At 60.5% G+C, this 15889-nt stretch carries 12 protein-coding genes; all 12 read right to left on the reverse strand.

The window, feature by feature from the left end; translation table 11 throughout:
* Positions 1 to 152: 152 nt before the first annotated feature.
* The 12 genes from IE111_RS23310 to accD all read right to left on the reverse strand — a co-directional run bounded on the left by IE111_RS23310 (position 153) and on the right by accD (position 15861).
* The gene (locus IE111_RS23310) at positions 153 to 1613 is read right to left on the reverse strand and encodes a glyceraldehyde-3-phosphate dehydrogenase (protein WP_189613467.1); all 1461 of its coding nucleotides are present in this window, start codon (positions 1611 to 1613) and stop codon (positions 153 to 155) included.
* Between the two features lie 337 nt (positions 1614 to 1950).
* Positions 1951 to 3390 (reverse strand): glycoside hydrolase family 13 protein, encoded by a 1440-nt coding sequence (locus IE111_RS23315; protein ID WP_189613469.1) that lies wholly within the window; start codon positions 3388 to 3390, stop codon positions 1951 to 1953.
* Between the two features lie 77 nt (positions 3391 to 3467).
* The gene (locus tag IE111_RS23320; RefSeq protein WP_189613483.1) at positions 3468 to 5084 is read right to left on the reverse strand and encodes a GGDEF domain-containing response regulator; all 1617 of its coding nucleotides are present in this window, start codon (positions 5082 to 5084) and stop codon (positions 3468 to 3470) included.
* An 80-nt stretch (positions 5085 to 5164) separates the two neighbouring features.
* Positions 5165 to 7156 (reverse strand): transglutaminase TgpA family protein, encoded by a 1992-nt coding sequence (locus IE111_RS23325; protein WP_189613485.1) that lies wholly within the window; start codon positions 7154 to 7156, stop codon positions 5165 to 5167.
* A complete protein-coding gene (locus tag IE111_RS23330; RefSeq protein WP_189613487.1) occupies positions 7153 to 8109 on the reverse strand; it encodes a DUF58 domain-containing protein in 957 nt (318 codons plus the stop codon). Before IE111_RS23330 ends, IE111_RS23325 begins: the two co-directional genes overlap by 4 nt.
* A complete protein-coding gene (locus IE111_RS23335) occupies positions 8109 to 9032 on the reverse strand; it encodes an AAA family ATPase (protein ID WP_189613489.1) in 924 nt (307 codons plus the stop codon). The genes IE111_RS23330 and IE111_RS23335 overlap by 1 nt, the downstream gene beginning before the upstream one ends.
* Before the next feature lie 198 nt (positions 9033 to 9230).
* The gene (locus IE111_RS23340; RefSeq protein ID WP_189613490.1) at positions 9231 to 10418 is read right to left on the reverse strand and encodes an O-succinylhomoserine sulfhydrylase; all 1188 of its coding nucleotides are present in this window, start codon (positions 10416 to 10418) and stop codon (positions 9231 to 9233) included.
* A 165-nt stretch (positions 10419 to 10583) separates the two neighbouring features.
* On the reverse strand, positions 10584 to 12104 hold the full coding sequence (gene purF, locus IE111_RS23345; protein WP_189613492.1) for an amidophosphoribosyltransferase: 1521 nt from the start codon (positions 12102 to 12104) through the stop codon (positions 10584 to 10586).
* A gap of 3 nt (positions 12105 to 12107) precedes the next feature.
* Entirely contained in the window at positions 12108 to 12599 is a 492-nt protein-coding gene (locus IE111_RS23350) for a CvpA family protein (RefSeq protein ID WP_189613494.1), read from the reverse strand.
* 588 nt (positions 12600 to 13187) lie between these two features.
* Complete coding sequence (locus IE111_RS23355) at positions 13188 to 13757, reverse strand: SPOR domain-containing protein (RefSeq protein WP_189613495.1); 570 nt, start codon at positions 13755 to 13757, stop codon at positions 13188 to 13190.
* A 21-nt stretch (positions 13758 to 13778) separates the two neighbouring features.
* Positions 13779 to 15014 (reverse strand): bifunctional tetrahydrofolate synthase/dihydrofolate synthase, encoded by a 1236-nt coding sequence (folC, locus tag IE111_RS23360; protein WP_189613497.1) that lies wholly within the window; start codon positions 15012 to 15014, stop codon positions 13779 to 13781.
* Entirely contained in the window at positions 14998 to 15861 is an 864-nt protein-coding gene (gene accD, locus IE111_RS23365; protein WP_189613499.1) for an acetyl-CoA carboxylase, carboxyltransferase subunit beta, read from the reverse strand. The genes folC and accD overlap by 17 nt, the downstream gene beginning before the upstream one ends.
* Positions 15862 to 15889: the final 28 nt, after the last annotated feature.

Consider the following 15889-nt stretch of genomic DNA (forward strand, 5'->3'; position numbering starts at 1 on the left):
ACGTTGGTGTGTATTAATCTTCGAATACGTTTGACGGCCAGATTATCAGAGGCAAATGGACAACGTAATTGTATTGGTCAACAAAAAAACCCCGACCAAAGGCCGGGGCATCGAGTGGGGATGGAGCTTAAGTTTTTGCTTACGACAGCGTTTTACACTGTTTTGGGGTAGATCTGGTAGTGAATGCCGGCCATGTCGTGGATGGTGCGCACGACCTGGGCGCTGTAGCCGGCTTCGTTGTCGTACCAGACGTACACGATGGCGCGGTTGCCGGTAACGATGGTGGCGCCGCTATCGACGATGCCGGTCTTGCGGTTACCAACGAAGTCGGAGGAGACGGCTTCGGGCGAGTTGGTGTAGTCGATCTGCTTGTGCAGGTCGGAGTACAGGGCCGTGTGGCGCAGGTAGTCGTTCAACTCGTCGCGGCTGGTTTCGGTTTTGAGGTTCAGGTTCAAAATCGCCATCGATACGTTCGGCGTCGGCACACGAATGGCGTTGCCGGTCAGCTTGCCGGACAGTTCCGGCAGGGCTTTGGCGACGGCCTTGGCGGCGCCGGTTTCGGTCAGCACCATGTTCAGCGGAGCACTGCGGCCGCGACGCTCGCCCTTGTGGTAGTTGTCGATCAGGTTTTGGTCGTTGGTGTAGCTGTGCACCGTCTCGACGTGACCGTTCTCGATGCCGTACTGGTCGTTCAGGGCTTTCAGTACCGGCGTGATCGCGTTGGTGGTACAGGACGCCGCCGAGACAATGGTGTCTTCATCGGTAATGTTGTCGTCGTTGATGCCGTGGACGATGTTCTTGATGTCGCCTTTGCCCGGTGCGGTCAACAGGACGCGGCTGGCACCCGGGCTGTCCAGGTGCTGGCTCAATCCGTCGCGGTCGCGCCATTTACCGGTGTTGTCAACGACGATGGCGTCGCGAATGCCGTAGCGTGTGTAGTCCACTTCGGCCGGGGAATTGGCGTAGATCACCTGAACGGCGGTGCCGTTGATGACCAGGGTGTCGTTCTCGTTGTCGACGGTGATGGTGCCTTCGAAGCTGCCATGCACGGAATCACGACGCAGCAGACTGGCGCGTTTGACCAGGTCGTCTTCGGCACCGCCGGGGCGAACCACAATGGCGCGCAGGCGCAGCGGGGAACCGCCGGCTTTTTCGATCAGGATGCGGGCCAGCAATCGGCCGATGCGACCGAAACCGTACAGAACCACGTCCTTCGCCGGCGTGCTGTAGCGGGCGTTGGCGTCGTAGCCACCTTTCAGGTCGGCCAGTTCATCGTCGAGGAAGTGACGCAGGGGCGTACCCATCGCCTGGCTCTTGTGCTTGAGCGCGAGTTTGCCGACGTCAATGTGAGCGGGAGCCAGGTTCATCTCGTCCAGCAGTTCCAGCACGCCCAGGGTTTCGTTGACGGAAAGCTCGTGACCTTCCACCTGACGAACGAAACGATGGGTTTTCAGCAACTGGATGACCGACTGGTTGATGATCTGCCGGCCGTAGATGGAGGTGATGACGTTGTTCTTCCGGTAAAGGCGACCGATGATGGGAATCATGGTTTCCGCCAGGGCTTCCTTTTCCTGCCAGCGCAGCAGGGTTTGGTCGATGGCTGCTTGGTTCACAGGCTGTCCTCTTAATGTCCTAGTCGATAGGTAGTCGTGGCTTCCCGGTTATGTGTCCGGATTGCCGCGCATTCTAGGGCAGCCGATTTTCGATTTCGAGCTCAATTGTCAGTCATTTTCTGCAAACGTGTTGCTATCTTCATCGATCTTTCATCCTGCTGAAAGTTTATTACAACAAAGTGTCAAACACAGGGCAGTTCCTGTCCCGGTAGTCAGGTTTGCCGTTCATTAAAACACGTGAAGAAACCCGGTGTTTGTCCGGGAATTCTCACGTATTGCACTGAAACGGAGCCTTCTTGCACGGTCGAAGAGGTGTTTTAAGCTATTGTGACTGAAACTAACTTACGAAAGTTTCACACCCTTTGGCGTTGATCCGACATTGGTCGGAGAGGGTGTCATTTGCCCGTTCGGCCATGTCATTCAGACGATTCAAACCCAAACAGGTCTCCGGCGGTGTGACGGTCACGGCTTTTTTCGACCGATTGAAAAAGACAACGGCGCGGTCGTCGTCCAACCACCGCTCGACCGCCAGAGTTTCCTTGCCCAGGATGTGGATGTAGTGATCCCCCTGCCCCAGGGCCGGAAAATACTGCCGCGCCAGCGCCTGCTTGCGAATGGCGCTGGCAATGGTCAGATCCCAGTCTTCGGGTTTGTGCCAGGGGAAGGCCTCGCGGCAATCCGGGTCCGGTCCGCCGGTCATGCCGATCTCGGTGCCGTAGTAGATGCAGGGCGCGCCTGGCAGGGCCAGCAGGAAGGCCAGGGATTGGCGGAGCGCCGGAACATCGTCGCTCAGAATCCACTTGGCTCGGGCCATGTCGTGGCTGTCGAGCAGATTCAATTGAACCTGGTTGATCTCGGGGTCGTACCAACCGTAGATCTCGTCCACCCGTTTTTTCAACGAATGGCTGGTTCTGGGTTTCAACTCCAGATGTTCCGGTTGATCGTCGGGCTTGAGCGACTGAGCGCCGAAGAATCCCAGGACGGCTCCGCCCAGCGGATAGTTCATCACGGCGTCGAACTGGTCGCCCTGCAGCCAATGATCCGCCTTCTTCCAGATCTCGCCACAAATGTAAGCCTCCGGATTAATGGCTTTTACGCGGCTGCGAAACTCCTGCCAGAAAGCGTCGTCGTCGATTTCCTCGGGAACGTCCAACCGCCAGCCGTCGATGCCGAAGCGTATCCAGTGCTCGGCCACCGAGAACAGGTAGTCGCGCACACCGGGATTGTCGGTGTTGAATTTGGGCAAGGCCGGCAGATCCCACCAGCTTTGGTAGTTGGTGGCTTCCTTGTTGCGCTTGGGGTATGGATTCAGCGGCCAATCGTCGATGTGAAACCAATCGATATAGGGCGAATTGCGGCCTTCCTCCAGGATGTGATGGAACGCCCAGAAACCCCGGCTCGCATGATTGAACACCCCGTCCAGTACGACCCTGATGTCGCGCTTGTGGGCTTCGTCGAGCAACAGTCGCAAAGCGTGCTCACCACCGAGCAAGGGGTCCACGGTGAAATAATCGTAGGTGTGATAGCGATGGTTGGAGGCGGATGCGAACACCGGGTTCAGGTATAAGGCGGTTACGCCCAGCTCTTCGATATAGCTCAGCTTCTCGACGATGCCGTACAGGTCACCTCCCTGAAAACCCTGTTCACTGGCGGGCGTTCCCCAGGGTTTCAATGTCAGGCCCGGCGGCAAATGTTGAACCGGTCCCTGGCGAAACCGGTCCGGAAAAATCTGGTAGAAAACCGCACCTCGAACCCAATCCGGCACCTTGATGGTCATTGGCCACGTCTCCCGTTCAACTGGACAGTGTCACTATCGGAATGAACTACGCCATAACAACCATAGTGGGTGCGGGATCAGTCGTCACGCCCGTAAACACAGACGCGGGCTCGTCCATTCCGTTTGGCGACGTAAAGCGCCTCATCGGCTGCCCGGCTGAGGGTGGAAGCATCTTCCTGATCGGAATACATGCTGGCCACGCCGGCACTGAAAGAGACGTGAATCATCTCGCCACCGGCTTCGTGCTGAATCTGGGAGAAGCCGTGACAGACCTCGTTCAACAACTGCTCGGCGATATCAATGGTGGTATCGGGCAACACCAGCGCGAACTCTTCGCCGCCATAGCGGCCGATGCTGTCCGACATGCGAAACCGTTGGCGGAGGTAAAGTGCCAGGCTGCGGATAACGCGATCACCGACGGCGTGGCCGTAGGTGTCGTTGACGTCCTTGAAATGGTCGATGTCGATCATCGCGAAACACAGCGGTTGATGCTGCTCCCGTGCGGCCTGAATGGCTTCATTGAGGGCGCCCAGGGTATTAATGTGATCCAGCAGACCGGTCAGACTGTCGCGAATCATCTGGTCTTTCAGACCCCGGTTGCGCAAACAACGATTACGAACCGTGGTGATCAGCACTTCCTTGGCCGCCGGCTTGGTCAGGAAGTCGTCCCCGCCCTGCCCCATGGCGTCCATCTGCTTGTCCAGATCCTGTTCAGCGGACAGATACACAATCGGCACCGTGTCGTAACGCTGTTGCTGGCGGATGACCTGGGCGAGCTCGATGCCGGTGCAACCGGGCATGTACATGTCCATCAACACGGCATCGGGCTGAAACGTCTGCATCACACTGAGCACGGTCATCGGCTCCGTCACCGCCTGGGTCACCATGCCGGCGCCGTTCAGAGTTCGCTCGACGGACATGGCCTGGGCTTTGGAGTCGTCCACCACCAGTACCCGGAACGGTTTCTCCGAGCGAAAGTTGTAGATGTTGCTGAGGTGTTTGACCAACAGACCGATATCGAGCTGGCCTTCCTGAAAATAGACGCCGTTGGCTCGGGTAGCGGCGAGCCGCAAATGAATATCCGGTTCTTCGAGAGACTGGAAGAACACCGGGGCGGGCTTGGTCAGGTTGGCCTGAACGGTTTTGACCGCGGCTACGCCGTCGCCATCGAATTCGACACCGACGATCAGGGCCGCCGGCAGGCGGTGATGCATGGCCCGGTCGAGGTCTTTCTGATCGGAAATCACCTGGGCCGGAATACCGAAGAAATTCAGTTGTTCGGCGAGACTGGTGGCTTGCGCAGTATCCTCGAAACAGATGTACACCGGTTTGCGGCCGGCGATGGTCAGCGAACCGTCGTGATCGTCGTTGCGGCGTGAACAGCCGTCGGCCAGCAGCCGGATATTGTCGCTAATCTGCTCGATGACGTTACTGGACGGTGGCTTGCGACCCTCGGTCTGCTCCAACAACCCGACCAGCCGGCCGATGGGTCCCTGCACACGTTCGGACTCATAGCGACCGGCCAGCTTGTGCAGCTTGGCGCAATGCTGCACGAACTCCGCATGCCAGGCCGGGTTCCACAGCACATCGTCCAGCGACTGCCAGGCGTTGATGACCAGACGGGCCTGGTCCATGACGCGCCGACCGAAATGCCGCTTGAGTTCGGCCAGTTGTTGTTCTTTTGAATGTGTCATTCAGTCACGACGTTGAAGAGCGAAGAGGAGCGCCGGTGGGATCGGTTCGATCGACGCCCATATGTGAACTACTTCACAGTTTATGTTTTTTTGATCGGTTGTACGAGATGCCTGAGCCGAGTTTCGGTGCTTTTTTTGCTGTGTTGATCCTGATTATAGGCCATGTTTTCGATCAGCGTTGTGACGGACATCAAGGCCTCCGCCTGGTCGGGATACTCCTGCGCCTTACGTCGGGTGTAGTGTCGCACGGTTTCGCCCGGCTCTCGCTCACCGAGCCGTTTTTCCAACCGGCGCAGACTGGCCCAGGGTTCCGGAAGGCGTCTGGGCAGGCGCAACAGACCGGTCAGCCAGGCCATGATCACACCCAGTACGACCAGGAACGCGGCCATGAAACCGGCCGCCTGCCAGGGATTGATGCGCCCCAGGTGGGATTCGACCAGGCCCATGGCGCTGTCGTCCTGATAATTCAAAACCAGCACCTGCCACTGGTATTGCATCGAATCCCACCAGAGACCGGCTTGATTGAACATGGACAAGCCCCGACGGACGCGCGAGCCCATCGGCAGCTCCGACGGGTTCTCTTCCCCCAGCCAATCGTCCAGGTTCAGCTCCACCCGATTCGGCGCCACCGCCGCCGTCGGGTCCACCCGTACCCATCGATCGTTCAGCCACAGCTCGACCCAGACGTGCGCCTCCATTTGCCGGACCTGAACAAAGTCGCCATTGGGGTTGTAGACGCCCCCCAGGTAGCCGCCCACAAGCCGCGACGGGATACCCACCGCCCGGGCCATAAACCCCAGGGCGCTGGCGTAGTGGCTGCAGAACCCGCGACGGTCGCCGAACCAGAAATCCGAAATGCTGTTGTTGCCCTGGTACAACGGGGGCTGCAGCGTATAGAAGAAGGGTTCGCTGCGAATGGTGTCCAATACCGCGTCCACAAAAGCGGTTTCATCGCCTCCGACGGCGTCATACCGTTGCCGCGCCCAAGCCCGCAGACGGTCATTGCCTGAATTCGGCAGGGCCCGGTACCAGTCCAATGCGTTCTCACCGGACCAGTCGACCCGGGTACTGGAGGACGCCCGGTAGCGATAGGCTTGATTCAGGCTTTCCTGACGAGCGGCCCGACCATCAGGCAGTATCCGGGCATTGTCGGCCTGGACCGAGGTTGGCCAGTCCAGAAAATACAGCCAGTGCTGCTGGCTGGCTTCGATGATAACGGTATAATCATACCGATCGCCGACTCCGGTCGGCTCCGGCAGGCGGCCTCGCGGCCATTGCCGCCGGTTTTGCTCATTGTAGAACGCCCGCCAGCTTTGGCCATCGAAGGCGCCCAGGGTCGAACCACGCCAGTACCACTGACTGCGCGGTGGCCGTTCGCCGTCGAAACGGACGCGGAAAGCCGGGCTGTTGTCCCGTGCCAGGTTGGCCACGTTGCCGGGCGTCAGTTCGTCGGTCATACCGGTTTTGGCGCCGCGCTGGTCGTTCGGAATCGTCCACAACGGGGGCAGACGCGGAAAGAACAGGAATCCGATCACCATGATGGGGATGGCGCTGCCCAGCAGACCGAGACTGTATTTCAACCCGCGCCGCCATTCGAAGCTGCGGTCGGCGGTCACCGCGTGGAGCGCCAGGGTATTGGCCAGCAACATGGCGATGGCGGTCAGCGCCCCGAGTGGTGAGTAGTGATACAGCAGATAGACACCGGTCAGGAAGAAGCCGAGATAGATCTGGAAGATGGCATCCCGCCGGCGCAGTACCTCCAGGGATTTGAGCAGGTAACCGAGCAGACACAGCGCGACGGCGCTGTCGAGGGTATAGGAGGTCAGGCCGCTGGCGAACAGTCCCGCCACGCCAACCGATACCGAGACCACCTTGAGCCAGAGCGGCGCCGGTCGCATATCGCCATGCATCACCCGCCAGCGCCAGACCATGACCAGAGCCAGGACTCCGCCCAACCAGACCGGCAGGTAGCGCAGAAACGGTAACACCACCACCCACTGAACCAGCATCAGCACTTTCAAGGTCGGCAGCATGAGTGCGCGTTGCATGGGTGGCACGTAATGATTCATCATCGCTCTCCGAATTCCGCCAGAGCACGCCGGCATTGCTCGGTATGCGCCGGGCCCTTGCCGGGAGGAATTTCTCGGTCCGGCAGCCGCAAACCGAAGGGTCGGTCATCCGCCAGGCACTGATTGATCTGCCAGGACAGCGCCGCCAGCCTCTGTTCGCCCATCAAAGACGGGTAATTCGCCCAATCCAACCATTCGTCGGCCGCCTGGTAGTCCACAAACGCCTTCACCATCAATTGGTCGCGGGCGAACGATGGCCAGTGGATGCGGTGCATGGCATCGCCGGCCTGATATTCGCGCAGGGCGTGGAAATCCTCGGAACCCGAATGGATGAAATGGTCGTCGGTCGCGTCACCGGCATCGGATCCCGCCTGATGGTGGGCATCCTGGTCGATCGGCTCCGGATACGCCCAGGCGGACAGATCGAGCTCGACATGGGACCAGGCGACCACCAGGCCGAAGGGATAGCGGCTTTCCAGGCGAAACCGGGGCAAGGGATGCCGACCACGACGATCGGTTTCCCGGCTCAGGCTGACGTCGGTCTCTTCGCCGTCCATGACGGCGGTGACCAGCCCCCAATCATCATGGATCAACTCCAGGGGCCCCCGGTAGCGATCGACATCGGAGTCGAGTTTCAGATGGTATTCGGCGGCCTCACCGGCCTGAACCAGTGAGGCCCGGTCGGCCTTCAGCGTCAACCCGGAGAGATTGCGATAGGTAAAATGCACGGCGGCCCAGATCATGGCCACCAGCCAGAAGCCGAGCGCGTAATTGAGGGAGCTTTCGAAATTGATGGCCAGCAGCAGAACGACGAACGCCACCAACAGCAGCACCATGCCCTGACGGCTGGGCAGGATGAAGATGCGGGATTGATTGAGTGTCACCGAGTCGCTCACCGGCAGACGCCTGGCGATCCAGGCCTCGACGCGACGATGGAAGGTCCGGCGCAACCCCATCAGGCGGCGATGACATCCACGTCATCGAGCACTTGTCGGACCAGTACTTCGCTGTCCAGCGACCGCTGCCCCTGAATGCGGTGCCCGGCCACGGCCGGGAACACGGCCTGGACGTCGTCCGGCATCACGTAGTTCCGCCCCTCGGTCAACGCCATCGCCCGCGAGGCCGTCATCAGTGCCAACGCCCCCCGTGGCGATAACCCCAGCCGACACACCTGCGGATCCCGGGTTTTGTGCACCAGCCTCATCACGTAGTCCAGTACGGCTTCGGAGGCTTTCACATCGGCGATCTGTTGCTTGTAGAACGCCAACTGTTCAGCCGACAGCATCGGTTTCAGGTCCAGTAAGTGGGTTCGACCCAACTCTCCTTTTAACAGCGACTTTTCCGAATTCACATCCGGATAGCCCAGGCTGATGCGCAGAAAAAACCGGTCCAATTGCGATTCCGGCAAGGGATAGGTGCCCGACTGGCTTTGCGGATTCTGGGTGGCGATGACATAAAACGGCGCCGGCAAGGTCCTGGCTTCACCGTCGATCGTGACTTGCCGCTCCTCCATTGCCTCCAGCAAGGCGCTCTGCGCCTTGGGTGTCGCCCGATTCAGCTCATCCGCCAACAGCAACTGGGTGAAAATCGGCCCCGGATGGAAGTCGAACCGACCCTTGTCCCGACTGTAGATCTGGGCACCCAGGATATCCGCCGGCAACAGGTCCGATGTGAACTGGATGCGCTGGTACTCCATCGACAGGAGCCGGCCCAGCGTCTGGGCCAGAGACGTCTTCCCCACCCCCGGCAGGTCTTCCAACAGAAGGTGGCCGTCGCACAACAGGGCAATCCAGGCGAGACGGACCGCCTCGTCCTTACCCGAAATAACCTGGCGGACGCGTTTTTGCAGGTGGTGGGTGACGGTGGCAAGATCGTGCATGAATCCTCTCGTTCAGGGGTGCAAGGGTAACAGCTTAGTAGGGACGCACGCCGTGCGCGACCGAAGCCGGAGTACCGGACCGGCTCCCAGGGTGGGCACCGCCCACCATGTCGGGTTGTTCCGTACCCCGCGGTCATGGCGCAATGAGGCGCTGGCCAGTCGACAGATTCGGCCGACGCTTGGTGGGCGGTGCCCACCCTACAGGCCTCGGGCCAGATCTTCCTGAATATCGAGCACGTCTTCCAGACCCACGGCCACGCGAATCAACCCGGGCACGATTCCGGCCGTCATTTTGGCCTCATCCGAGACCCGGCCATGGGTCGTGGTATAGGGATGGGTAATCGTCGTCTTGGTGTCACCCAGGTTTGCGGTGACGGACAGGATCCGCGTCGAATCGATCACCTTCCAGGCCGCTTCCTGCCCTCCCCGGACGACAAAACTGACCACACCGCCGAATCCGCTCTGTTGGCGCTTCGCCAATTCATGCTGGGGGTGATCGGGCAGACCCAGGTAATGCACCTTCTCCACCGTCGGTTGCGCTTGCAGCCATTCCGCCAACGCCTGGGCGTTGGCGCTGTGCTGTTTCATACGCAGGTCGAGCGTTTCCAGACCTTTCAGGAACACCCAGGCATTGAACGGACTCATGCTCGGGCCGGCACTGCGCAGGAAGCCGACGATTTCCTCGATGTGTTCATGATCGCCGACCACGGCGCCACCGAGGGCACGACCCTGGCCGTCGATGTACTTGGTGGCCGAATGCATGACCAGATCGGCGCCGAGCGCCAACGGTCTTTGTAGGGCCGGGGTACAGAAACAGTTGTCGACCACCAGCAAGGCGCCCTGCTCCTTCGCAAGCTGAGACAGGGCTTGCAGGTCGGCGACTTCGGACAGGGGATTGGAGGGCGTTTCCAGAAACAGCAGCCTGGTTTCGGGGCGAATGGCCTCGCGCCAGGCGTTCAGATCCTTGGGGTCGACGTAGGTTGTCCCGACGCCGAAACGATCCAGGTATTTATTGAACACCACATTGGTGGAGCCGAAGATGCTGCGCGAGGAAACCAGGTGATCGCCACTGCGCAGGAACGACATGCAGATCGCAAAAATCGCCGCCATGCCGGAGCTGGTGGCGGCGCAGGCTTCACCGCCCTCCAACAGCGCCAGGCGTTCCTCGAAGGTACGCACCGTGGGGTTGGTGTAGCGGCTGTAGACGTTGCCATCGCGGTCGCCGGCGAAGGTATCTGCGGCTTGTTGGGCATCGTCGAAGACATAGGATGAAGTCATGAAGATGGCTTCGGCGTGCTCCATTTCGTTGGTACGCCGATGACCGCCGCGTACGGCCTGAGTAGCCGGACGGGCGTTTTTCAATGCCGCTTCACGTTCATCCTTCATGATGGTCCTCGGTGGTTGTTGGTATCGCGATTGGGATTGGGAGAACAGTAGGGTGGGCACTGCCCACCATCACACCGAGCGGCCCCTGAAATGGTAACGCCCAGGGTTCACCCGACACGAAATGGTGGGCGATGCCCACCCTACAGTGCTAATCCGACCTACTCTTTACGCATCATTATGCAGGTCAACGAGTGGGGTTTCATCGTCTTTTTCCCGACGTTGACGCTGGGAGTCGTCGTTGCGTTCGGCTTCGAGCGCGGCGAGATAGGCGTCGTTGATGTCACCGGTGACGTACTGGCCGTCGAAAACGGAGCAGTCGAATTCGGTCACCTGCGCTTTGTGCGATTGAACGGCTTTCTTGAGGTCGGCAAGGTCCTGATAGATCAGCTTGTCGGCGCCGATCAACTCTTCGATCTCTTCATTGGTGCGGCCGTGGGCAATCAGCTCCTTCGCCGCAGGCATGTCGATGCCGTAGACGTTGGGATAGCGTACTTCCGGTGCGGCCGAGGCGAAGTAGACCTTGGCGGCGCCGGCGTCGCGGGCCATCTCAATGATTTCGTTGCAGGTGGTGCCGCGCACGATGGAGTCGTCGACCAGAAGAACGTTCTTGCCCTGGAATTCGAGGCCGATGGCGTTGAGCTTCTGCCGAACAGATTTCCGTCGCTGTTTCTGACCGGGCATGATGAAGGTCCGGCCGATGTAGCGGTTCTTCATAAACCCTTCGCGGAAATTGACACCGAGTCGGTTGGCCAACTGCAGGGCCGAGGTACGGCTGGTATCCGGAATGGGAATGACCACATCGATGTCGTGATCGGGCCATTCGCGCATGATCTTGTCGGCCAGGGCGTCGCCCATACGCAGCCGGGCTTTGTAGACGGATATGCCGTCGATGATGGAATCCGGCCGGGCGAAATAGACGAACTCGAACATACAGGGCACAAGCCGGGCCTTGTCGAAACACTGGCGCATGTGCAGCTCGCCCTCGGCGTCGACGTAGACGGCTTCGCCCGGAGCGACATCACGAATCAGGGTGAAGCCGAGCACGTCGAGCGCGACGCTTTCGGAGGCGACCATGTATTCGGTCTTGCCGGATTCGTTCGGGCGCTCGCCGACGACCAGCGGTCGGATGCCGTGAGGGTCGCGGAAGGCAACCAAACCGTACCCCGAAATCAGGGCGACGGCGGCGTAGGCACCCCGGCAGCGACGGTGCACGGCGGCGACGGCGGCGAAGATGTCGTCCGCTTCCGGTTTGAGCTTGCCCAGCAGCTGCAGTTCATGCGCGAACACATTGAGCAGGACTTCCGAATCCGAGGTGGTGTTGACGTGGCGCAGGTCGGACCGGTACAGGGCGCTGTTTAACTCGGCGGAGTTAGTCAGGTTGCCGTTGTGCGCCAGCACAATGCCGTAGGGCGAATTCACATAGAACGGCTGGCTCTCGGCCATACTGGAGGAGCCCGCCGTGGGATACCGGACATGGCCGATGCCGACCGTTCCGGTCAGGCGCTGCATGTGGCTGGTGCGGAACACATCCCGCACCAGGCCGTTGCTTTTACGCAGCAGGAAACGCCCTTCGTCCTCGGTCACTATGCCGGCCGCGTCCTGGCCGCGGTGTTGCAACACCGTTAAGGCATCGTAGAGTTGTTGGTTGACGGGTGTGTCACCACTGATGCCGACTATACCGCACATGCTTTATTCACCTCCGACCGAGAGTATGGCGTTGGATGCTTTGTTGATGTATTCGCCGGTCCATTTGATGACCGGTTCGAAATAGGGGACGAACAGGGAGTCCTGCCAGAACTGATCGAGCGCGAACAGGCGCCCGAGCGCGAGTACGGCGACGACAATGACCAGGCCGCGCAGTAAGCCGAACACCATGCCGAGGGCCCGGTCGGTGCCGGTGAGGCCGGTCATGCGGACGAATTCGCCGAGCAGATGGTTGATCAGGGCGCCGACGATGAGCGTGGCGACGAACAGTATGGCGAAGGCGGCGGTGTAGCGCCAGGCCGGTGACTCGATCAGGTCGGCCATGACGACGGCGAGTTTGTCACTGAACAGCCGGGCGATGACAAGTGCGATGATCCACGAGGCGAGCGAAAGAGCCTCTTTGGTGAATCCCCGTTTGATGCTGATGAGTGAGGAAACGAGCAGTATCAGCAGAATTATCCAATCGATGGCGATCATAGTGTACCCAACCAGAAAACGCGCGCATTCTAACAGACCCCTCCTGTTTTTGAACCAACTTGGGGTGGTGGTATTGGTCCGCGGACTGGAGGCGGGCTACATATTGCCCCGCATCCGCAGTGGCTGCCCGGTATACTCATTCGGGGTCGCCGTATACCCGTCCATGGGGGCTTGACCTCGGCATCCATGCCTCGCACATCCCCGAATGAGTACACCGGGCATCCACCGCTCGTTCACGTGCTCACCGAAAAACCCTTGGAACCGCGTAGGTTGAATCGGTACGTCTCCCGGCTTCGGGAGGTCGAAGGCCGTAAAAATCCAAAAAATTTGCGGCCATTCTGGAGATGTTGGATTACGCCCTTCGGGCTAATCCAACCTACTTAACTGGTAATTGGCGTGATGGCCAGCCCCTGGGGCGGGGGCAGCCCTCCCAGGGGATGTGGGCAGCATGGATGCTGCCGTCAAGCCCCCAGGGATGGGTTGAGTGGGCGGCACCCCGCGCGGCCCCAGGGAGGGTTACCCCCGCCTCAGGGGCGAACCCGGCCACGGAACCGGCAACAGAACCAGCCACAAATCCGTGGTACGCAGCTACGGCTGATACCGAACCACCAACCCCTGCAACCCGGTCGACGCCTTGATCTCTTCCTTCAACGCCCGAACGGCGTCCAGTTCGGTGTCCGGACCGACCAGAACCTGGGTAAACAGGGTACCGTCCGACAAAATCACTTCATTCACGTAGGTCTTGTACCCCTTCCCTCTCAATTCATCCCGCAATTCGGCTGCTTTACCGCTGTCCTTGAAGCTGGCGACCTGCACGCTCCAGGCCTTGCCGACAATGGCGGGTTGCTCGGCTTCCACGTTTGAGGAGGCGTTGTTTTCAGGAGCCGGAGGCTCTTCCTCGGCGGATTCGGCCACCCGGGTCTCTTCCGCGGGCACCTCCACCGGTGCGGGGGGCTCGTCCGGCAGACCGGGCAAGACATCCTGGGCCGGCTCGGCGACGCGGATGTGGGAAAGATCGGGCCGTTTGGGTTTCGGAGGAATCTGGGTGATTTTCTCGGGTATGCGGCCTTCGCCGTCCAACAGGACGGGGACGATGAGGAAAACCAAAGCCAGTATGACCAGCGCGCCGACGAGGCGTTGCTGTATTCGTACGTCCAACACCCTACTCCATTGATCGGGTCATGCCAGCGCGTCGAGCGCTTCCGAGACCGTAAAGAAGGAACCACAAATGAGAATGGGCCGCCCGTCCGGGTCGGCGCAGGCGGCGTCGATGGCGGCCGCGACGGAATCATAGCATTGTGCGCCGGTCAGTGTCGCCCTGTCGCGCAGGGTCCGGGCGTCGAGGCCCCGGGGAACGTCGAGGTTGGCGAGAAACCACGTCTCGGCGATGGGCGTCAGAGCGTCAACGACGCCGGGGATGTCCTTGTCGGCGAGCATGGCGAGCACAATGCGCCAGGATTCGCCTTTGAGCCGGTCGGCCAGGTAACGGGCGGCGTGAGGGTTGTGGCCGACGTCAAGCACGATGCGCTGGTCACCTCTATAAAGTGTCTGCAGCCGGCCGGGCAATTGAACGCGGTTCAGGGCTGCCAGGGTTTGATCGGACGTCAACGTGAAGGGCGTGAACGAGAAGGCCTGGAGGGCCGTGGCCTGGTTCTGCAACGGCACCGAGGCGGTGATGCGCCCCCGGTCCAGAGTCCCGCCCCGCCACCGCAGTGCGTCGTCGGACAAGCCGTGTTCGTCACCGAACCGGTAGAGCGGGCAGTTCAGGTTTTCAGCGGCCTGGAAAACGGTCTCCGGCAGGTCGGGGCTGCCAAGAACAGCCGGTTGGCCGGGACGGAAGATGCCGGCCTTTTCACGGCCGATGATGTTGATGTCGTCACCGAGAAACGCCTGGTGGTCGCGGTCGACCGTGGTCACTACGGCGACATCGCAATCGACCAGATTGACGGCGTCGAGCCGGCCGCCGAGGCCGACTTCGAGAACCCACAGGTCAAGATCGGCCTGTTGGAAGACGACGAAGGCGGCCAGTGTGGTGAATTCGAAGTAGGTCAGGCTGATGTCGCCCCTCGCCTGCTCGACCTGTTCGAATGCCCGGATCAGGTCTTCGTCCGAGACCGGCGCCCGGTCAATGACGACTCGTTCATTGAAACGGTGCAGATGCGGGGAGCTGTACAGGCCTACCCGGGCGCCGGCGGCCAGTCCAAGCTGGCGCAGGGTTTCGCAGGTGGAGCCCTTGCCATTGGTCCCGGCGACGGTGATGACGAACGGACGGTCGCGTCCGTCGCGGTTCAGCGGCAAATCGAGGTGTTGGGCTACCCGGGCGAGACGGTCGAGTCCGAGATCGATCGCCTGGCCATGTATGCGTTCGAGATAGGCCAGCCAGTCATCGAGGGTGCGTTCAGGCTGCCGGGGCATGGGTGAGCTTTTTCAGGACTCCGGCCAGGCGTTCACGCAACTGATGGCGGTGGACGATCATGTCGATGGCGCCTTTCTCCATCAGGAACTCGCTGCGCTGGAAACCTTCGGGCAGTTTCTCGCGCACGGTCTGTTCGATCACACGCGGCCCGGCGAAACCGATCAGGGCGTTGGGTTCGGCGATGTTCAGGTCGCCCAGCAGCGCCAGGGAGGCGGATACGCCACCGAAACACGGATCGACCATAACGGAAATATAGGGAATGCCGGCTTGATGCAGTTTTTCGATCGCGGCGCTGGTCTTGGCCATTTGCATCAACGAAAACAGCGCTTCCTGCATGCGGGCACCGCCGGAGGTGGCGAAGCACACCATCGGGATGCCGTCTTCGAGCGCAGCCTTGGCGGCACGGACGAACTTCTCGCCGACCACGGCGCCCATGGAACCGCCGAGGAAATTGAAATCGAAAGCCGCCACGACAACCGGCTGCCCTTCCACCGTGCCTTTTACGACGACCAGAGCGTCGTTTTCACCGGTGGACTTCTGGGCGGCTGCGAGGCGGTCCTTGTAGCGTTTGGTGTCCTTGAATTTAAGGCGATCGACCGGTTTGACGTCCGAGGCGATCTCGATGCGGTTGTCGGAATCGAGGAAGAGATCGATGCGCCGACGCGCACCGATCCGGATGTGATGCTCGCATTTGGGACAGACGTCCTGATTGCGCTCCAGCTCCGGGCGATACAGGACGGCATCGCACTTCGGGCATTTTTTCCAGAGTCCTTCGGGAACACTGGATTGTTGGCCCGTGTTGGATCGAATCAGGGACGGTACGATTTTGTCCAGCCAGCTGCTCATCGCTTCCTCATCATCCGTTCAAGGTGGT

The organism is Saccharospirillum salsuginis, from assembly GCF_014651855.1.
GTDB classification, from domain to species: domain Bacteria; phylum Pseudomonadota; class Gammaproteobacteria; order Pseudomonadales; family Natronospirillaceae; genus Saccharospirillum; species Saccharospirillum salsuginis.